Genomic DNA, 18,685 nt, shown 5'->3' with positions numbered 1-18,685 from the left:
CCCCCGGCACCGCGGTCAGGCTTCGGTGATCTCCCGGACCTCGGCGCTGATCGTCCAGTACTCCTCGTGGGTCCCCAGGAACCTCTTGGTCCACTCGATCGCCTCGGCCTTGTCCTTGCACTGGGTGATCCAGTACCCGCCGATGACCTCCTTGGACTCGGTGAACGGGCCGTCCGTGACGGACATCCGGCCGCCGGACCAGGTGACGCGGGTCCCCTCGGAGGTGGGGCGCAGCCCGGCGGTGTCCAGCATGACGCCGGCCTTGGTGATCTCCTCCAGCAGCTTGCCCATCCGCTCCATGAGCTCGGGGCTCGGGCCCTCGGCGGGCACGTTGTTCTCGTCGATGCGGATCATGGTCAGGAAGCGCGGCACGGTGGTCTCCTCGTGGTGCGGCGGCGGGGGCTGTTCCCCCGCCTCTCACCCTTACGTCGAACGGGAACGGGCCGGATCGACACACCGCGGGAAGAAATTTTTCAGAGGTAGTCCTCCAGGCGCGCCACGGTGAAGCCCTGCTCCTGGATGCGGCGCAGCATGTTCGCCGTCATCCCGGTCATCGACGTGCCCTTGAGGTCCTGCTTGCCGCGGAAGTGGGCCAGCACGATGTCGCCCGGGTGCAGCTTCCTGTCGCTGCGCTGGTACTGCATGTTCGTGATCTGCATCGACTCGCGCCACAGCACGATCGCCTCGACACCGCACGCCCGGGCGGCGGTGCGGGTGTCCTCGTTCCAGTTGCCGTAGGGCGGCCGGAAGAGGCGGGGGGCCGTGCCGTACGTCCTCCGGAGCTTCTCCTGCTGGCCGCAGATCTCCCGCTGCTGGGCCGCGGCGCCGAGGGTGCGCAGGTTGGGGTGGGTGAGGGTGTGGTTGGCGACCCCGGCGCCGAGTTCGGCGCTCAGCGGCGTGAAGTACGTGTAGTCGTCGCGTATCGCGGCGTCGGTGAGGAACATCGTGAAGGGGATCTTCAGGTCCCGCATCATCGCGACGAACTCCGGGTCCTTCTCGGCGCCGTCGTCGAAGGTGAGGAAGACGACCTTGTCGGTGGTCGGTATCTCGCTGATGACGGGGACCGGTCCGCCCCCGGTCCGTACGGGCTTGGTCCGGGGCGGTGCGGGAGGCGCCGCCAAGGGCTCGAGGCCCCATTTCGCGTACGCCGCGGCCGTGTCCGCCGCGGTGCCGCCGTCCTCGCCGGCCGGCTTGTCCGGTGCCGCGGGCGGCGGTGCGGCCGCCACCGTCGTCGGCGCCTGCGACGGAGCGGGCCCGTCCGCGTCCGCGGATGCCGTACAGCCCGATATGAGCAGGGCGGCCGCCAGTGCCGCCACCCCCGCGATGTGCTTCCCCACCCTGGAACCCCATGTTCGAACGCCTGATCAGCTGCCTACTGCAGGACGGCTGACCGGCGCCGGGGGTTGCGTCGGGGCTCGCCTCAGCCGGTCCCGTGGGACACGAAGCGCCAGCGGTGCACCGCGCGCGTGACCAGGTCGGCGGGCGGATCGGGCAGTTCGGGCAGGCCGGCGTCGTACGGGGCGTCCCACCAGGTCAGCACGAGCACCCGGTCCTGCGGGGCCGTGAAGGTCTCCCGGCGCAGCGGCCCGCCGGGGAGGCGCTGCGCCCGCGCCCACTCCAGGAGGTCCGCGCCGCGGCCCTCCGCCGCGCGGGCCTCCCACATCAGGGTGACCGTCATGAGTACAGGTTCTCCTTGCTGACCTCGTGCACGTGGTCGTGACCGTTCCCAGGTACGTGCGGGTCGGTCACCGGCAGCGAGGAGTCCGCCGACAGCTCCAGGTCGGAGGCCGGCCTCCCGCGGGCCACCATCTCGGCGCCCAGCGCCGCGACCATCGCGCCGTTGTCGGTGCACAGGCCCGGCCGCGGCACCCGCAGCCGGATGCCGGCCCGCTCGCACCGCTCCCCGGCCAGCGCCCGCAGCCGCGAGTTGGCCGCCACGCCACCGCCGATCATCAGGTGGTCGACGCCCTCGTCCTTGCAGGCGCGCACGGCCTTGCGGGTCAGGACGTCGACGACCGCCTCCTGGAAGGACGCCGCCACGTCCCGTACCGGCACCTCCTCACCGGCGGCGCGCCTGGCCTCGATCCAGCGGGCCACGGCGGTCTTCAGACCGGAGAAGGAGAAGTCGTACGCGGGGTCGCGCGGTCCGCTCAGCCCGCGGGGAAAGGCGATCGCGGAGGGGTCGCCCTCCTTCGCCAGCCGGTCGATCACCGGCCCGCCCGGGAAGCCCAGGTCGAGCACGCGGGCGATCTTGTCGAACGCCTCGCCCGCCGCGTCGTCGATCGTCGCGCCCATCGGCCGTACGTCGGAGGTGATGTCCGGCGCGAGGAGCAGCGACGAGTGGCCGCCGGACACCAGCAGCGCCATCGTCGGCTCGGGCAGCGGCCCGTGCTCCAGCTGGTCGACGCAGATGTGCGAGGCGAGGTGGTTCACGCCGTACAGCGGCTTGCCCAGCGCGTACGCGTACGCCTTGGCCGCCGAGACGCCGACGAGGAGGGCGCCCGCGAGGCCGGGACCGGCGGTGACCGCGATGCCGTCGAGGTCGCGGGCGGTGATCCCGGCCTGCTGCAGGGCCCGCTCGATGGTCGGGACCATCGCCTCCAGGTGGGCGCGGGAGGCGATCTCGGGAACCACGCCGCCGAACCGCGCGTGCGTGTCCACGCTGGACGCGACGGCGTCGGCGAGCAGGGTCGTGCCCCGGACGATGCCGACGCCGGTCTCGTCGCAGGAGGTCTCGATGCCGAGGACGAGGGGTTCGTCAGCCATGGCTCTCAGTGCTCTCAGTTCCTTGTGCGTCAGCTTGTACGGTCAGGCGCATGACGAGCGCGTCGACGTTGCCCGGCTGGTAGTAGCCGCGGCGGAAGCCGATCGGTTCGAAGCCGAAGCGCTCGTACAGCTTCTGTGCGCGGGTGTTGTCCACGCGGACTTCGAGGAGCACCTCGTCGCACTCGAAGGCGGTGGCGTGCCGCAGCAGTTCGGTCAGGAGCCGGGCCCCGAGCCCGGTCCCCCACTGGTCGCGGGCGACGGCGATGGTCTGGACGTCGCCGAGTCCGCCGGCCGCCGCGAGCCCCGCGTAGCCGGCGATCCGGCCGTCCGGGGCCGCGGCGACGACGTAGCGGCGGGTCGCCCGCGGGCCGCGCGCGTGGGCGAGCTCGGACCAGAACATCCCCTCGGACCAGGCGTCCTCGGGGAACAGCTCGTGCTCCAGCTCCAGCACGGGTGCGAGGTCCCACCAGCGCATCTCCCGCAGGACCACGGCCGGTCCGGGCTCCGCGGCCGCTCCCTGCGCTCCGGTCGGCCCGGTGGGCGCGGTAGGTCCGGTCACTTCGGGGTGACCACCTTGTAGTTCTTCGGCACCTGGGCGTCGGGGCGGCGCAGGTACATCGGCCGCGGCTCCTCGAAGGCCCCGCCGGTGCGGAGCCGTTCGGCGGCGAGCGCGGCGAGCGCCGCGGCCGACTGGTGCTCGGGGTCACGGGCGTCGGGGAACACCTCGCCGTAGAGGCGGGCGCCGGCTCCGACGGCGGGCAGGCCCGCGACCCGGTCGGCGATGTCGGCGGGCCGGTCGACGGCGGGCCCGGTCACGCGGGTGCGGCAGTCGTCGTACCGCGCCCAGTAGACCTCCTTGCGGCGCGCGTCCGTCGCGACGACGAACGGCTCCTCGATACCGGAGGCGTACGCGAGGCCGTCCAGCGTGCACAGGCCGTGCACGGGCACCCCGCCGAGCGCCGACGCGAAGGTCGCGGCGGTCACCAGGCCGACGCGCAGCCCGGTGTACGGGCCGGGGCCGACGCCCACGACGATGCCGGTGACGGCGTCCAGCGGCCGGCCCGCTTCCCGGAGCACCCGGTGCACGGCGGGCAGCAGCAGCTCCCCGTGGCGGCGGGCGTCGACCTGGCTCGATACGGCGAGGACGGAGTCGCCGTCGTGGAGCGCGACGGTGACGGCGGGTGTGGCGGTATCCATGGCGAGCAAGAGCACGCAAACAGCGTACGGCTCCGCGGGCGGGGGCACGGCGCCCCGGTGCGCGCTCACACTGCTGCTACCGTCACATCAATACGTACGCGTGCGCGTGAGAGGTGGGGAGCAGGGTGGCAAGGAGCAGCTCGGGATTCGTGGCCGGGCTCACCGCGGCGGCACTGGCCGCGGTCGGATTCCTCGCCTACCAGGCGGCGGCCCACGCCCCGGCCGGCCTCACGGAGAAGCGGCCCGCGGGAGCGGGCGCCGCACCGTCGTCGCCCGCGCCCGGCGGCAGCGCGCAGAAGCCTGCCGCGGACTCGCTGGCCCTGCCGGTGAACTCTGGCTCGGGCGTCCGGGTCGTGTACGCGCTCGGCGACCGGCGGGTGTGGCTGGTGGGCGAGAAGGAGCGGGTGGCACGCACCTTCGCGGTCATGCCGAGCACCGTGCACCCCGAGCCCGGCACGTACTCCGTGACGACCCGTTCGGGCCGGGTGGCCGGGTCCGACGGGGTGCAGATCGAGCACGTGGTGCGGTTCGCCACCGTCGACGGCGTGACGATCGGCTTCAGCGCGGCCGTGGACGGCTCGATGGCCAGTCCCGACCCGGCGCGCAGGACGGGCGGGATCCGGATGAAGCGCGCGGACGGCGACGCGCTGTGGACGCTCGCGACGGTCGGGGCGAAGGTCGTCGTCGTCCCGTAGCGGTGCTCGGGGACGGATCCGGCGTCACGCGGCTTCGGGCGCCTTGTCGTCCGGTGCGACGTCCCGCACCTCGTCCGCCGGACCCTCCGCGGGGTCCTCGGCGGCCCGGGGCGGTGTGGACACGGCACTGGCCGCCGCGCACGACGCCAGCAGATCGCGCATCGACACGTCCTGCTCGGATGTCGACATGGTGCCTCCTGAAGGTCCGGGGGCAGGGCGGGGTTAGGTACACCTAACCCCGTACGGGTACCCATGGGACCACGCCTCGGACGTACGACGCAACATTGTGCCGACGTCTTGTCGGAAAGTACGGCGGCCCGCCGCCCCGGGATTCCCCTACGGCGCCACGTCGAGGTCCACGCCCGCCCAGCGGGCGCCGATGCCGGTCAGCGTCACCACGCGGCGCTCGTCGTCGGTCGAGCCGACGACCCGGTGGAGGACGACGTGCAGCCGGTCCTCGGCCAGGTCCTCGACCCTGCCCTCGCCCCACTCCACGACCACCACCGAATCCGGCAGCGACACGTCGAGGTCGAGGTCCTCCATCTCGTCGAGGCCGCCGCCCAGGCGGTAGGCGTCGACGTGCACGAGGGCCGGGCCGCCGACCAGCGACGGGTGGACGCGGGCGATGACGAACGTCGGGGACGTGACCGCCCCGCGCACGCCGAGCCCCTCGCCGAGCCCGCGCGTCAGCGTCGTCTTGCCCGCGCCGAGCTCACCGGTGAGCAGGACCAGGTCACCGGGGCGCAGCAGCTTCGCGAGCGCGCGGCCCAGTTCCTGCGTCTCCTCGGGCGAGTGGAGGGTCGTACGGGCGGTGGCGGTGGCGGTGACGTCCTGTCCGTCAGCCACCGGGCTGTGCGGTGCTTCCATACGTGCCAACGTTAGTCGCTGCGGGCACCGCGCCCACCCGCACCAGCAGGTCCGCGAGCCGGTCGGTGACCGCCTCGGGGTGTTCCAGCATCACCAGGTGGCCGCCGTCCGGGACGATGACCAGCTCCGCGTCGGGGAGCAGATCGGCGATCGCCTCCGTGTGCGAACTCGGCGTGACCAGGTCCGTGTCGCCGGCGAGGGCGAGCACCGGCACCTCGGCGAAGACGCCGAGCGCTTCGGCCTTGTCGTGCTCGGTGAACGCCGGGTAGAACTCCGCGACCACGTCGATCGGCGTGCCCTCGATCATCCGCTCCGCGAACCGGGCGACGGCCGGGTCCACGTCCCGCGACGAGAACGAGTACCGCTTGATCAGCCCCGCGAAGAGGTCCGCGGTGGCCCTGCGGCCCCGCTCGACCAGCTCCGGCTGCGACCCGAGGGCCCGCAGCACACCGGGCAGGACCCGCCGTATCGCGTTGACCCCCGCCACCGGCAGCCCGTAGTTCACCTCGCCGAGCCGGCCGCACGAGGTGCCGACGAAAGCGACGCCGACGACCCGCTCCCGGATCAGCGCCGGGAACTGGTCGGCCAGCGCCATCACCGTCATGCCGCCCATCGAGTGCCCGACCAGCACCAGCGGCCCCTCGGGCGCCGCCGCGTCGATGACGGCCTTGAGGTCCCGGCCGAGCTGGTCGATGGAGACCGGCACCGCGTCGGGGCCGCGCCGCTGGGCCACTCCCCGCCCGGACCGGCCGTGACTGCGCTGGTCCCAGTGGACGGTGCGCACCAGGCCGCGCAGCGCGGCACGCTGGAAGTGCCAGGAGTCCTGGTTGAGGCAGTAGCCGTGACTGAAGACGACGGTGACCGGAGTGGGCGTCCGGCGCCCGAACAACCGCCGCCGGCGCGGCGCGCTGGTCTCCGCCTCCACCTCGTCGACCTCGTAGTACAGCTCCGTGCCGTCATCGGCGGCCGCCCTGCCGGGGGTGCCGCGCAGCGCGCCGTACGGGCCCGCCGCGTCCAGGGCGAGACGCGCCTTCCTGCGCATGCCGCGCCCGACGGTGAGCCGCTCCAGGGTGACACCGGCGGCCGCGCCCGCCGCGACCACCCCTATCGCCGCGCCGGCGAGACCGGCGCGGCGCCAATTGCCGGCGGCGGCGGCCTCCACCGCACTGATGTCACTCACTACGGCAGCTCCTCGGTCAGCTCGCGTGCGTCACGTTCGTATAGACCCGTGGTACCCGCGATCCGATCCGGGTCACGATCTCGTACGCGATCGTGTCCGCGGCACGTGCCCAGTCCTCCGCGGTCGGCTCGCCCTGATCGCCCGCCCCGAACAGCACCGCGGGCGCGCCGGGCTCCACGGCGTCGCGGCCGAGGTCCACCACGAACTGGTCCATCGCGACCCGGCCGGCGACCGTACGCACCTTCCCGCCGACCAGCACCGGGCCGCGGCCCGACGCATGGCGCGGGATGCCGTCGGCGTAGCCCAGCGGGACCAGACCGAGGTTCGTCTCCCGCTCGGTGACGTAATGGTGCCCGTAGCTCACGCCGTGGCCCGCCGGCACCGTCTTGACCAGCGCGAGGCTCCCGACCAGCCGCATCACCGCCCGCAGACCGAAATCGGCGGCCGTGCCCAGCTCCGGGCTCGGCGACACGCCGTACAACGCGATCCCGGCGCGCACGAGATCGAAGTACGACTCCGGCAGGGTGAGCGTCGCCGGGGAATTGGCGATGTGCCGCACCTCCGGCTCCACCCCCGCCTTCTCGGCGTAGCCGAGCATGTCGTGGAACGCGTCGAGCTGGGCGGCGATGGACGGGTGGCCGGGCTCGTCGGCACAGGCGAAGTGCGACCAGACGCCGGTGATCCGCACCAGGCCCTCGGCCTGGGCCTTCAGCGCCTCCCCGACCAACCGCGGCCAGTCGGCGGGCTGGCAGCCGTTGCGCCCGAGCCCGGTGTCGGCCTTCAGCTGCACCCGCGCGGTGCCGCCGGTCGCGCGGGCGGCCCGCGTGACCTCCTCCAGCGCCCACATCCCGCTCAGGGACATGTCCAGGCCGGCCCGGATGCCCTCGTCCCAGGGGTCGCCGGGCGTCCACAGCCAGCACAGGACGGGCACGTCGATCCCGGCCGCCCGCAGCGCCAGCGCCTCGTGCGGCGTCGCGGTCCCCAGCCAGGTCGCCCCGCCCTCCAGGGCCGCCCGCGCACACGGCACGGCCCCGTGCCCGTACGCATCGGCCTTCACGACGCCCATCACCTGGACGCCCGTCCCCACGCGCTCCCGCAGGGCACGCACGTTGCCGCGCAACGCCCCGAGGTCGATCTCGGCGCGGGCGCGAAGGGTCTGCGGTGTCTCACTCATCGCGCCCAGTGTCTCAGAGGTTTTTTCGAGGGCTCGGTTCGGCTCCGGGGCGCCTGTTGTCGGTGTCGACGGTCGATCTCCCCCTATGCCCGGCGGCGTGGGAGGTACCCCCGCTCGATTCGCTCGCACCTCGCGAATTTCCGCGCTCCCCCTGCCTTCGGCGGGGGGACCCTCATCCCTTTCGACACCGCCGCGTCCCTTCGCCCCACTCGCCACAGGGACCGGGAGTCGAGCCGAGAGACGCACCGGACCGGAACGACACCGCAGCCCGCCGCAGGCACCGGGAGGCTCAGCGGTCCGGGTGGGTGGAGGTGACGTCCCGCCACGCTCCCGGGAGTTCCGCCGCGACGTCGTGGGCCGCGATGGGGGCGCCCCGGGCGGCGCGGCGGGCGGCGAGGCCGTGGAGGTAGGCGGCCACCGAGGCGGCGTCGCGCGGGGCCAGGCCCGCGGCGAGCAGTGAGCCGGCGAGGCCCGACAGGACGTCGCCGCTGCCCGCGGTGGCCAGCCAGGCCGTGCCCGTCGGGTTGACGCGTACCGGGCCGTCGGCCGCGGCGACGAGCGTCGTGGAGCCCTTGAGCAGCACGGTCGCCCCGTACCGCGCCGCCAGTTCCCTCACCGCGTCCAGGCGGCGGGACTCCACGTCCTCGCGGGCGACACCCAGGAGGGCCGCCGCCTCGCCGGCGTGCGGCGTGAGGACGGTCGGCGCCGGGCGCGAGCGGACCGCGGGCGGGTCGAGCTGCCGCAGGCCGTCCGCGTCGACCAGGACGGGTACGTCGGAGGCGAGGACGTCCTCGACGCCGGGCGTGTCGCCGAGGCCGGGGCCGATCACCCACGCCTGGACGCGCCCGGCGTTCGCCGGGGGCCCGTCGTGGACGAGCGTCTCGGGGTGGCGGGCGAGCACGGCGTCCCCCGCGGGGCCGACGTAGCGCACGGCCCCCGCCCCGCCGCGCAGCGCGCCGGCCACCGCGAGCACCGCGGCGCCCGGGTAGCGCCGGGAGCCGGCCACCACGCCGACCACGCCCCGCCGGTACTTGTCGCTCTCGCCCGCGGGCTCCGGCAGCAGCCGGGCCACGTCCGCGTGCTGGAGCGCCTCCAGGTCGGGGACCGGCGGCAGGGACAGGCCGATGCCGACGAGCCGTACCGCGCCCGCGCAGGCGCGCGCCGGGTCGATGAGCAGGCCCGGTTTCCAGGTCCCGAACGACACCGTGGCGTCCGCCCGGACGGCTTCCCCGGCGACCTCGCCGGTGTCGGCGTCCACACCGCTGGGCAGGTCGACGGCGACCAGCACGGCACCCGACGCGCGTGCCGCCCGCACCACGGGCACCGCCTCCGGCCGCAGTCCGCCGCGTCCGCCGATCCCGGTGATGCCGTCCACCACGAGGTCGGCGCGCTCCAGCACCGCGTACGGGTCGTCGGCCACACGGCCGCCCGCCCCGCGCAGCGCCGCCAGGCCCCCCTCGTGGGCGCGCGGGCCGAGGAGCACGGCGGACACCCCGGCGCCGCGCCGGGCGAGCCGGGCGCCCGCGTACAGCGCGTCGCCGCCGTTGTCGCCGCTGCCGACGAGCAGCACCACGCGGGCGCCGTAGACGCGGCCGAGGAGCTCGGCGCAGGCCGCGGCGAGTCCCGCCGCCGCCCGCTGCATCAGCGCGCCCTCGGGCAGCTTCGCCATCAGTGCCGCCTCGGCGGCCCGTACGGTTTCGACACGGTGAGCGGTACGCATGGGGTCAACCCTCCGCGATCACCACCGCGGACGCCACCCCCGCGTCATGGCTGAGCGACACGTGCCACTGCCGTACGCCCAGTTCGGCGGCGCGTGCCGCCACCGTGCCGCGCACCCGCAGCCGCGGCTGTCCGCTGTCCTCGACGTACACCTCGGCGTCCGTCCACAGCAGCCCGCCCGGCGCGCCGAGCGCCTTCGCGATCGCCTCCTTCGCGGCGAACCGCGCCGCGAGCGACGCGACGCCGCGCCGCTCGCCGCTGGGCAGCAGCAGTTCGCGCTCCAGGAACAGCCGGTCCGCCAGGTGCGGCGTCCGCTCCAGCGCCGCCGCGAACCGGTCGATCTCCGCGACGTCGATCCCCACCCCGATGATCATGTGTGTCCTCACTCCACCGTCACGGACTTGGCGAGGTTGCGCGGCTGGTCGACCTCGTTGCCGCGGGCCGTCGCCAGCTCGCACGCGAAGACCTGGAGGGGCACCGTCGACACCATCGGCTGCAGCAGCACCGGCGTCACCGGGACGCGGATGAGGTGGTCCGCGTACGGCGCGACCGCCTCGTCGCCCTCCTCCGCGATGACGATCGTCCGGGCGCCTCGGGCGCGGATCTCCTGGATGTTCGACACGATCTTGTCGTGGAGCACGGACCGGCCGCGCGGCGACGGCACCACCACGACGACCGGCAGGTCCTCCTCGATCAGGGCGATGGGCCCGTGCTTCAGCTCGCCGGCCGCGAACCCCTCGGCGTGCATGTACGCGAGCTCCTTGAGCTTCAGCGCGCCTTCGAGCGCCACCGGGTAGCCGACGTGCCGGCCGAGGAACAGCACGGTGTCCTTGCCGGCGAGCGAGCGGGCCAGCTCCCGTACCGGCTCCATGGTCTCCAGGACCCGCTCGACGTCCTCCGCGATCCGCGACAGGTCCCGCACGACCGCCCGGATCTCGTCGCCCCACTTGGTGCCGCGTACCTGCGCCAGGTACAGGGCCAGGAGGTACACCGCCACGAGCTGCGTGAGGAACGCCTTGGTGGAGGCGACCGCCACCTCGGGCCCCGCGTGCGTGTACAGCACCGCGTCCGACTCGCGGGGGATCGTCGCGCCGTTGGTGTTGGAGATCGCCAGCACCTTCGCGCCCTGCGCCCGGGCGTGCCGCAGCGCCATGAGGGTGTCCATGGTCTCGCCGGACTGCGAGATCGCCACCACCAGCGTCTGCCGGTCAAGGATCGGGTCGCGGTAGCGGAACTCGCTGGCCAGCTCCACCTCGCAGGGGATGCGGGTCCAGTGCTCGATGGCGTACTTGGCGATCAGGGCGGCGTGGAACGCGGTGCCGCACGCCACGATGACGACCTTGTGCGCCTCGCGCAGCACCTCGTCGGGGATGCGCACCTCGTCCAGGCTCAGCGCCCCGGAGGCGTCGACGCGGCCCAGCAGCGTGTCGGCGACCGCCTTCGGCTGCTCGGCGATCTCCTTGAGCATGAAGTGGTCGTAGCCGCCCTTCTCGGCCGCCGAGGCGTCCCAGTCGACGTGGTACGCGCGGACGTCGGCCGGCGCCCCGTCGAAGTCCGTGACCGTCACGCCGTCCCGGCGCACCTCGACGACCTGGTCCTGGCCGAGCTCGATCGCGTTGCGGGTGTGCGCGATGAACGCGGCCACGTCGGAGGCGAGGAACGCCTCGCCCTGGCCGACGCCCACCACCAGCGGCGAGTTGCGGCGGGCGCCGACGACCACGTCGGGCTCGTCGGCGTGCACGGCGACCAGTGTGAAGGCGCCCTCGAGCCGGCGGCAGACCAGCCGCATCGCCTCGGCCAGGTCGCCGCAGGACGAGAACGTCTCGGCCAGCAGGTGGGAGACGACCTCGGTGTCGGTCTCCGACGCCAGGTCGTGGCCGCGCTCCGCCAGCTCGGCACGCAGGGCGGCGAAGTTCTCGATGATGCCGTTGTGGACGACGGCGACGCGCCCGGCGTTGTCCAGGTGCGGGTGGGCGTTGAGGTCGGTCGGTCCGCCGTGCGTGGCCCACCGGGTGTGCCCGATGCCCGTCGAACCGCTCGGCAGGGGCCGGGTGTCCAGCTCCTTCTCCAGGTTGACGAGCTTGCCCGCCTTCTTCGCCGCGGCCAGCCCGCCATCGGCGAGCACCGCCACGCCGGCCGAGTCGTAGCCCCGGTACTCGAGCCGCTTGAGGCCCGCGATCACCACATCAAGCGCCGACTGCCCGCCGACGTACCCCACGATTCCGCACATGGTCCGCAGCCTAGGGGGTGTCCCCTCGATCCGGCCGGACCGGTGAGCGGTGTCCGGTGCCGCGGACCAGCAGGCCGGTCCGGGTCACGCCTTGGCGCGGTACGCCCGCATGGCCAGCGGATAGAACACCAGGGCGATGCCCGCCGCCCAGACCAGCGACCACATCACCGGCCCCGCCACCTCGCCGCCCAGCAGCAGCCCGCGGAACGCGTCCGACAGGTGCGTGACCGGGTTGACCTCCACCCAGGCCTGGAGCCAGCCCGGCATGGTGTCCACCACGACGAACGCGCTGCTGGTGAAGGTGATCGGGAAGATCAGCGTGAAGCCGAACGCCTGCACCTTCTCCGCGTCCCCCGCCAGCATCCCGATGAGCACGGCGCACCAGGACACGGCGGCCGCGAAGAGCATCACCAGCAGCACACCGGCGAGGAACCCGCCGATCCCGCCGGTGATCCGGAAGCCGAGCGCCAGCCCGAGGGCGATCATCAGCAGCACCGCCCACAGGTGCTTGGCCAGATCGGCGGTGATCCGGCCGATCAGCGGCGCGGAGCGGGCGATCGGCAGGCTCCTCAGCCGGTCGAAGACGCCCTTGGTGAGGTCGGTGTTCAGCGCCATGGCCGTGTAGATCGTCATGAACAGGGTGTTCTGGACGATGATCCCCGGCAGCGCGTAGCGCAGGTACGCGTCGGGCGACCCGGCCATCTGCCCGCCCATCACGTACGTGAAGAGGAACACGAACATGATCGGCGTGATGCTGTAGTCGACGAGCTCCAGCGGGTTGTGCTTGACGGCCACCAGGCTCCGCCACGCCATGGTGGCGGTCTGGCGGAGGGCCGCCGCGGGCCGTACGCGGCCGCTCGCGGTGATCGGGGCGACCGGCCCGTCGGCGGTGATGCCACCGGCTGTCATGCCGAACTCACCACCTTCTCGATGTCGCTGTCGTCCGGCTCCGGGGTCTCCTGCCCGGAGTCGCGCTCGGCGCGGTGACCGGTCAGCGCCAGGAAGACCTCGTCCAGGGACGAGCGGCGCAGCGTCAGCTCCCCGACCGCGATCCCCGCCCCGTCCAGCCGGCGGACCACCGCGGGCATCAGTTCGGGGTCGTTCACCGGCGCGGTGATGACCTGGCCCTCGATCTGGGTCTGGCCGCCGGCCGCCTCCGCCACCAGGGCGTGGGCCGCCACCAGGTCCGCGTCCCGTACCGGCCGCAGCTGGAGGACCTGTCCGCCGACCTGGGACTTCAGCTCGTCGGGCGTGCCTTCCGCGATGACCCGGCCCCGGTCGATCACCACGATGTCGTCGGCGAGGACGTCCGCCTCGTTCAGGTACTGGGTGGTCAGCAGGGCCGTGACGCCGTCGGCGACCAGGCCCCGCACCATCTCCCACAGCTCGCCGCGGCTGCGCGGGTCCAGGCCGGTCGTCGGCTCGTCGAGGAACAGGATCCGCGGCCGCCCGACCAGGCTCGCCGCCAGGTCCAGCCGGCGCCGCATGCCCCCCGAGAACGTCTTCACGGCGCGCCCGGCCGCGTCGGTGAGGTGGAACCGCTCCAGCAGCTCGGCGGCCCGGGCCCGGGCCTCGCGCCGCGGCATGCCCAGCAGCCGCCCGATCAGCAGCAGGTTCTCCGTACCGGTGAGGTTCTCGTCGACCGCGGCGTACTGCCCGGTCAGGCCCACCATCGAGCGCACCACGCCCGCTTCCCGCACCACGTCGTGCCCCGCCACGGCGGCCCGGCCCGCGTCCGGCTGGAGCAGCGTGGCGAAGATCCGCACGGCGGTGGTCTTCCCCGCCCCGTTGGGCCCCAGCAGCCCCAGCACCGTCCCCGGACGGGCGGCCAGGTCCACGCCGTCCAGCGCCCGGGTGTCCTTGAACCGTTTGGCCAGGCCCTCGGCCTGGATCGCGTACGCGTACGTCATGGGAGTGTCCCTCGGCTCGGGGTCGCGGCTCGGGGTCGCGCTGCCGCGGGCGGACGACCTGCGCCGGCGCCCACCCTTCCCACAACTGTGACGCACGCCACTGACATTCCGCGTCCGGAGGTGCCACCCGCACCGTGACCGAGCCCACGGCCCACAACGCTGCCGCAGACCCGACAATGGCCGTGTGATCACCTCGTCGCCCCGAAGTGCCGCCGCCCACCGCCGCGCGGAGGCATCGCCGTACGTCGATCTCACCCGCGGGGAGTGGAGCGCCCTGCGGGACAAGACCCCGCTGCCCCTGACGGCCGAGGAGGTCGAGCGGCTGCGCGGGCTCGGCGACGTCATCGACCTCGACGAGGTGCGGGACATCTACCTGCCGCTCTCCCGGCTCCTGAACCTGTACGTCGGCGCCACCGCCAATCTGCGGGGCGCGCTCAACACCTTCCTCGGGGACGTCGGGCAGAAGAGCGCCCAGCGCGGCACCCCGTTCGTGATAGGGGTCGCCGGTTCCGTCGCCGTCGGCAAATCGACCGTCGCCCGGCTCCTCCAGGCGCTGCTGGCCCGCTGGCCCGAGCACCCGCGCGTCGAACTGGTCACCACCGACGGCTTCCTGCTCCCCATGAAGGAGCTCAAGGAGCGCGGCCTGATGTCCCGCAAGGGCTTCCCGGAGTCCTACGACCGGCGGGCGCTGACCCGGTTCGTCGCCGACATCAAGGCCGGGAGGGACGAGGTGACCGCCCCCGTCTACTCGCACCTCATCTACGACATCGTGCCCGGCCAGGTCCTGACGGTCCGCCGGCCCGACATCCTCATCGTCGAGGGCCTCAACGTGCTGCAGCCCGCGCTGCCCGGCAAGGACGGCCGCACCCGCGTCGCCGTCGCCGACTACTTCGACTTCTCCGTGTACGTCGACGCCCGCACCGAGGACATCGAGTCCTGGTACCTGAATCGTTTCCGCAAACTGCGCGCGACGGCGTTCCAGAACCCGTCCTCCTACTTCCGCAAGTACACGCAGGTCAGCGAGGAGGAGGCGCTCGCGTACGCCCGCACGACCTGGCGGACCATCAACAAGCCCAACCTGCTGGAGAACGTCGCGCCGACCCGCGGCCGTGCCACCCTCGTCGTACGCAAGGGCCCGGACCACAAGGTCCAGCGGCTCTCCCTCCGCAAACTCTGAAGGGGCGCCCAACGTGCTGCACCTGCGCCTGATCGTCCCGGACGGCCGCACCGACGAGGTCGTCCACGTCATCGAGAAGACGGTCGGCACCGCGCACCTCGTCGTCCTCCCCGGTGCCGCGCGCGACCCGGCCGGTGATCTGGTCCTGTGCGACGTGGCGCGGGAGGCCGGGGACGAGCTCATCTCCGACCTGTGCGCGCTCGGCCTGGACGAGTCGGGCTCGATCGCCGTCGAGGACGTCGGCCTGTCGCTGTCCCGGCGCGCCAAAGCGGCCGAGGAGGACGCGCCGGGCGAGGGCGCGGACGCGGTGCTGTGGGAGCACCTGTCGGAGGCGACGCACGAGGAGTCCACGCTCTCCGTGACGTACGTGGCGTTCCTCACCCTCGCCACCATGATCGCGGCCTGCGGAGTGGTGCTGGACAACGCCGTCCTGATCGTCGGGGCCATGGCGGTCGGCCCGGAGTTCGGTCCGCTGGCCGGTGTCTGCACGGCCCTGGTACGGCGCCGTCCCCGCCCGGCGATGCGGTCGCTCGTGGCCCTGGTGGCGGGGTTCGCCGCGGCCATCGCGCTGACGGTGGCGTTCAGCCTGGCCATGGACGCGCTGGGCCTGTTCTCCGAGACGAAGCTGCACGGCGACCGGCCCAACACCGGCTTCATCTACGCACCGGACCCGTTCTCGTTCGTCGTGGGCCTGCTCGCGGGCGCGGCCGGCACCCTGTCGCTGACCTCGGCGAAGTCGGGGGCCCTGGTCGGGGTGGCGATCTCGGTGACCACCGTGCCGGCGGCCGCGAACGCCGCCGTGGCCCTCGGCTACGGCGACCTCGCGCAGACCAGGGGCTCGGTGGAGCAGCTGCTGCTGAACCTGCTGGCGATCCTGCTCGCGGGAACGCTGACGCTGCTCGCGCAGAAGTTCTTCTGGACGCGGCAGCGGGAGCGGCGGGCCCGCAAGGCGGCGGCCGCGGAGCACGGCGCCTGAACGGCTCCGGCCGGAACCGCCCGGCGCACGGAAAAGGGGCGCCCCGCCGTGCGGCGGGGCGCCCCCTGACCAGGGGCCCCGGGGCCCTAGCCCAGGGCCGACTTCACGACGTCCGCGAGCTGCCCGGCGACCGCCCGCGCCTGCTCGATGTCGGCGGCCTCGACCATCACACGGACCAGCGGCTCCGTGCCCGAGGGGCGCAGCAGGACACGCCCGGTGGTGCCGAGCGTGCGCTCGGCCTCCGCGACGGCGGCACCCAGCTCGGCGGAGGTCTTCACACGCGACTTGTCGACGTCCTTCACGTTGATCAGCACCTGCGGCAGCCGCTCCATGACCCCCGCGAGCTCCGCCAGCGAGCGGCCGGTGGCGGCGACCCGCGCGGCCAGCAGGAGGCCGGTCAGCGTGCCGTCGCCGGTGGTCGCGTGGTCCATGACGATGACGTGCCCGGACTGCTCGCCGCCCAGCGCGTAGTCGTGCTCCTTCATCGACTCCAGTACGTAGCGGTCGCCGACCGCCGTCTGGACGAGCTGGAGGCCCTCGCGCTCCATGGCGAGCTTGAAGCCCAGGTTCGACATGACGGTCGCGACGACGGTGTCGCCGCGCAGGGTGCCGGCCTCGCGCATGGCGAGGGCGAGCACGGCCAGGATCTGGTCGCCGTCGACCTCGGCGCCCGTGTGGTCCACGGCCAGGCAGCGGTCGGCGTCACCGTCGTGGGCGATGCCGAGGTCCGCGCCGTGCTCGACGACGGCGGCCTTCAGCATCTCCAGGTGGGTGGAGCCGCAGCCGTCGTTGATGTTGAGCCCGTCGGGGGTGGCGCCGATGGTGATGACCTCGGCCCCGGCCTGCTGGAAGGCGGCGGGCGACACGCCGGACGCGGCGCCGTGCGCCTCGTCGAGCACGATCTTGAGCCCGTCGAGCCGGTTCGGCAGGACGCTCAGCAGGTGGGTGACGTACTGGTCGAAGCCCTCCTTGTAGTCGGCGACGCGGCCGACGCCGGCACCGGTCGGCCGGTCCCACGGCTCGCCGGTGCGGTGCTGGTCGTACACGGCCTCGATGCGGTCCTCCAGCTCGTCGGCCAGCTTGTGGCCGCCGCGCGCGAAGAACTTGATGCCGTTGTCCGGCATGGCGTTGTGGCTGGCGGAGAGCATCACGCCCAGGTCGGCGCCGAGCGCGCCCGTCAGGTACGCCACGGCCGGCGTCGGCAGCACGCCGACCCGCATGACGTCCACACCGGCGCTCGCGAGGCCCGCCACGACGGCGGCCTCCAGGAACTCTCCCGACGCACGGGGGTCACGCCCGACCACGGCGGTCGGCCGGTGTCCTTCAAAGGTCCCCGCTTCGGCGAGTACGTGCGCCGCCGCGACCGACAGACCGAGCGCCAGCTCCGCCGTCAGATCCGCGTTGGCGACACCGCGCACACCGTCCGTGCCGAAGAGTCGTCCCACAGCTGTCCTCCGAGTTACTCCGAAAAAGCAAGGTGAAGCGTATAGACGTACGCCCCGGCAGCACGGAGGTGCCGCCGGGGCGTACGTTGAGCAGACCGAGCAGGCGTGATTAGCGCTTGCTGTACTGCGGGGCCTTACGGGCCTTCTTGAGACCGGCCTTCTTGCGCTCGACGGCACGGTCGTCGCGGCTCAGGAAGCCGGCCTTCTTCAGCGGGCCGCGGTTGTTGTCCACGTCCGCCTCGTTCAGGGCGCGGGCCACACCGAGGCGCAGGGCGCCGGCCTGGCCGGAGACGCCGCCACCCGAGATACGGGCGATGACGTCGTAGCGGTTGTCCAGCTCGAGCACCTTGAAGGGCTCGTTGACTTCCTGCTGGTGGACCTTGTTCGGGAAGTAGTCCTCGAGCGTACGCCCGTTGATCTTCCACTTGCCGGTGCCCGGGACGATCCGGACGCGGGCGATGGCGTTCTTGCGGCGGCCCAGGCCGGCGGCCGGCTGCGGCTCGCCGAAGCGGGACGCGAGCGACTCGGAGGTGTACTCGCCCTCGACGGGCACCTCGGACTCGAAGGTGGTGACCTCGGCGTAGGTCTCCTCGCCCTCGATGGGGTTCTCAACAGTGGTCTCGGCCACGATGCTCCTCAGATTTCTTTCGTTCTTAGGGGGTGTGGCCGGAACTACTGCGCGACCTGGGTGATCTCGAACGGGACCGGCTGCTGCGCAGCGTGCGGGTGGTTCTCGCCCGCGTAGACCTTCAGCTTCGAGAGCATCTGACGGCCGAGGGAGTTCTTGGGGATCATGCCCTTGATGGCCTTCTCGACGGCCTTCTCGGGGTTCTTGTCCAGCAGCTCGTCGTAACGGACGGAGCGCAGACCACCCGGGTAGCCGGAGTGGCGGTAGGCCATCTTCTGGGTCTTCTTGTTGCCGGACAGGTGGACCTTGTCAGCGTTGATGATGATGACGAAGTCGCCCATGTCCATGTGCGGCGCGTAGACGGGCTTGTGCTTGCCTCGCAGGAGGTTCGCAGCCGTGGTCGCCAGACGGCCCAGGACAACGTCCTGCGCGTCGATGATGTGCCACTGGCGAGTCACATCGCCGGGCTTGGGGCTGTACGTACGCACTTCGTAGCCTTCGCTTCTTCAGTGGATGGAGTCCAGACACACCTGAAGCGATCATGCAGCTGGGGCCCACACTGCCGGGAACACCGCCCGTATGCGAGCCACTGGTAACTGCTCCAGGGAACTTGCGTAAGGGCTCTTCGCGTAAGAACGACGAAGCCAATACGCATAACAAACCGCAACAGTACCCGCGCCGCCCCCGACGGGTCAAAACTGGTCCGCCCCGCGTGGCACGG

Annotated in this window: 21 protein-coding genes; 3 read left to right on the top strand and 18 right to left on the bottom strand. The window is 72.9% G+C overall.

The genetic code is table 11. The features are described from left to right. Nucleotides 1-15: 15 nt before the first annotated feature. The 6 genes from IH00_RS0123505 to tsaB form a co-directional block, all read right to left on the bottom strand. The gene (locus tag IH00_RS0123505) at nucleotides 16-372 is read right to left on the bottom strand and encodes a YciI family protein (RefSeq protein ID WP_031076737.1); all 357 of its coding nucleotides are present in this window, start codon (nucleotides 370-372) and stop codon (nucleotides 16-18) included. A gap of 101 nt (nucleotides 373-473) precedes the next feature. Beyond that, complete coding sequence (locus tag IH00_RS0123500) at nucleotides 474-1,337, bottom strand: polysaccharide deacetylase family protein (RefSeq protein WP_031076735.1); 864 nt, start codon at nucleotides 1,335-1,337, stop codon at nucleotides 474-476. Nucleotides 1,338-1,420: 83 nt separating this feature from the next. Beyond that, nucleotides 1,421-1,678 (bottom strand): hypothetical protein, encoded by a 258-nt coding sequence (locus IH00_RS0123495; protein ID WP_031076733.1) that lies wholly within the window; start codon nucleotides 1,676-1,678, stop codon nucleotides 1,421-1,423. Continuing rightward, complete coding sequence (tsaD, locus tag IH00_RS0123490) at nucleotides 1,675-2,766, bottom strand: tRNA (adenosine(37)-N6)-threonylcarbamoyltransferase complex transferase subunit TsaD (RefSeq protein WP_031076731.1); 1,092 nt, start codon at nucleotides 2,764-2,766, stop codon at nucleotides 1,675-1,677. The genes IH00_RS0123495 and tsaD overlap by 4 nt, the downstream gene beginning before the upstream one ends. Continuing rightward, nucleotides 2,759-3,241, bottom strand: a complete 483-nt coding sequence (rimI, locus tag IH00_RS0123485) for a ribosomal protein S18-alanine N-acetyltransferase (RefSeq protein ID WP_031076729.1) — start codon at nucleotides 3,239-3,241, stop codon at nucleotides 2,759-2,761. Before rimI ends, tsaD begins: the two co-directional genes overlap by 8 nt. 80 nt (nucleotides 3,242-3,321) lie before the next feature. Further along, entirely contained in the window at nucleotides 3,322-3,978 is a 657-nt protein-coding gene (gene tsaB / locus IH00_RS0123480; protein WP_031076726.1) for a tRNA (adenosine(37)-N6)-threonylcarbamoyltransferase complex dimerization subunit type 1 TsaB, read from the bottom strand. Nucleotides 3,979-4,112: 134 nt separating this feature from the next. Between tsaB and IH00_RS0123470 the strand changes: the two genes are divergently transcribed. Continuing rightward, entirely contained in the window at nucleotides 4,113-4,658 is a 546-nt protein-coding gene (locus IH00_RS0123470; protein ID WP_031076724.1) for a L,D-transpeptidase, read from the top strand. A gap of 24 nt (nucleotides 4,659-4,682) precedes the next feature. Here IH00_RS0123470 and IH00_RS43440 read toward each other — a convergent pair whose 3' ends face one another. From IH00_RS43440 to IH00_RS0123425, 9 genes are all read right to left on the bottom strand, one after another. Beyond that, nucleotides 4,683-4,847 (bottom strand): hypothetical protein, encoded by a 165-nt coding sequence (locus IH00_RS43440; RefSeq protein ID WP_199819798.1) that lies wholly within the window; start codon nucleotides 4,845-4,847, stop codon nucleotides 4,683-4,685. A gap of 147 nt (nucleotides 4,848-4,994) precedes the next feature. Beyond that, nucleotides 4,995-5,525 (bottom strand): tRNA (adenosine(37)-N6)-threonylcarbamoyltransferase complex ATPase subunit type 1 TsaE, encoded by a 531-nt coding sequence (gene tsaE, locus IH00_RS0123460; protein ID WP_031076722.1) that lies wholly within the window; start codon nucleotides 5,523-5,525, stop codon nucleotides 4,995-4,997. Then, nucleotides 5,497-6,705: an alpha/beta fold hydrolase gene (locus tag IH00_RS0123455; protein ID WP_031076720.1), complete on the bottom strand. Its 1,209-nt coding sequence runs from the start codon at nucleotides 6,703-6,705 to the stop codon at nucleotides 5,497-5,499. The genes tsaE and IH00_RS0123455 overlap by 29 nt, the downstream gene beginning before the upstream one ends. A gap of 16 nt (nucleotides 6,706-6,721) precedes the next feature. Beyond that, on the bottom strand, nucleotides 6,722-7,879 hold the full coding sequence (gene alr / locus IH00_RS0123450) for an alanine racemase (RefSeq protein ID WP_031076719.1): 1,158 nt from the start codon (nucleotides 7,877-7,879) through the stop codon (nucleotides 6,722-6,724). A gap of 289 nt (nucleotides 7,880-8,168) precedes the next feature. Continuing rightward, nucleotides 8,169-9,599 (bottom strand): bifunctional ADP-dependent NAD(P)H-hydrate dehydratase/NAD(P)H-hydrate epimerase, encoded by a 1,431-nt coding sequence (locus IH00_RS0123445; RefSeq protein WP_031076717.1) that lies wholly within the window; start codon nucleotides 9,597-9,599, stop codon nucleotides 8,169-8,171. Between the two features lie 4 nt (nucleotides 9,600-9,603). Beyond that, nucleotides 9,604-9,972 carry a holo-ACP synthase gene (locus IH00_RS0123440; protein ID WP_031076716.1) on the bottom strand — a complete coding sequence of 123 codons (369 nt, stop codon included), beginning with the start codon at nucleotides 9,970-9,972 and terminating at the stop codon, nucleotides 9,604-9,606. Between the two features lie 8 nt (nucleotides 9,973-9,980). Continuing rightward, nucleotides 9,981-11,828 (bottom strand): glutamine--fructose-6-phosphate transaminase (isomerizing), encoded by a 1,848-nt coding sequence (gene glmS / locus IH00_RS0123435; RefSeq protein ID WP_031076715.1) that lies wholly within the window; start codon nucleotides 11,826-11,828, stop codon nucleotides 9,981-9,983. Between the two features lie 84 nt (nucleotides 11,829-11,912). After that, nucleotides 11,913-12,737, bottom strand: coding sequence for an ABC transporter permease (locus IH00_RS0123430; RefSeq protein WP_031076713.1), 825 nt, complete (start codon nucleotides 12,735-12,737; stop codon nucleotides 11,913-11,915). Further along, a complete protein-coding gene (locus IH00_RS0123425; RefSeq protein ID WP_039947341.1) occupies nucleotides 12,734-13,738 on the bottom strand; it encodes a daunorubicin resistance protein DrrA family ABC transporter ATP-binding protein in 1,005 nt (334 codons plus the stop codon). Before IH00_RS0123425 ends, IH00_RS0123430 begins: the two co-directional genes overlap by 4 nt. Nucleotides 13,739-13,922: 184 nt before the next feature. On the opposite strand from IH00_RS0123425, the gene coaA reads away from it, so the two are divergent. Continuing rightward, nucleotides 13,923-14,915, top strand: a complete 993-nt coding sequence (gene coaA / locus IH00_RS0123420; RefSeq protein ID WP_031076710.1) for a type I pantothenate kinase — start codon at nucleotides 13,923-13,925, stop codon at nucleotides 14,913-14,915. Nucleotides 14,916-14,928: 13 nt separating this feature from the next. After that, nucleotides 14,929-15,891, top strand: a complete 963-nt coding sequence (locus IH00_RS0123415) for a DUF389 domain-containing protein (RefSeq protein ID WP_031076708.1) — start codon at nucleotides 14,929-14,931, stop codon at nucleotides 15,889-15,891. 86 nt (nucleotides 15,892-15,977) lie between these two features. Here the strand turns inward: IH00_RS0123415 and glmM are convergent, their stop codons facing one another. The 3 genes from glmM to rplM all read right to left on the bottom strand — a co-directional run bounded on the left by glmM (nucleotide 15,978) and on the right by rplM (nucleotide 18,452). Further along, nucleotides 15,978-17,336, bottom strand: a complete 1,359-nt coding sequence (gene glmM / locus IH00_RS0123410; RefSeq protein WP_031076706.1) for a phosphoglucosamine mutase — start codon at nucleotides 17,334-17,336, stop codon at nucleotides 15,978-15,980. A 109-nt stretch (nucleotides 17,337-17,445) separates the two neighbouring features. Further along, the gene (rpsI, locus tag IH00_RS0123405) at nucleotides 17,446-17,964 is read right to left on the bottom strand and encodes a 30S ribosomal protein S9 (protein WP_031076704.1); all 519 of its coding nucleotides are present in this window, start codon (nucleotides 17,962-17,964) and stop codon (nucleotides 17,446-17,448) included. A gap of 44 nt (nucleotides 17,965-18,008) precedes the next feature. Continuing rightward, entirely contained in the window at nucleotides 18,009-18,452 is a 444-nt protein-coding gene (rplM, locus tag IH00_RS0123400; protein ID WP_031076703.1) for a 50S ribosomal protein L13, read from the bottom strand. Between the last annotated feature and the right edge of the window lie 233 nt (nucleotides 18,453-18,685).

Origin of the sequence: Streptomyces sp. NRRL S-118, assembly GCF_000716335.1 — a bacterium.
Taxonomy (GTDB): Bacteria; Actinomycetota; Actinomycetes; order Streptomycetales; family Streptomycetaceae; genus Streptomyces.
This window is presented reverse-complemented; position numbering and strand designations above follow the sequence as displayed.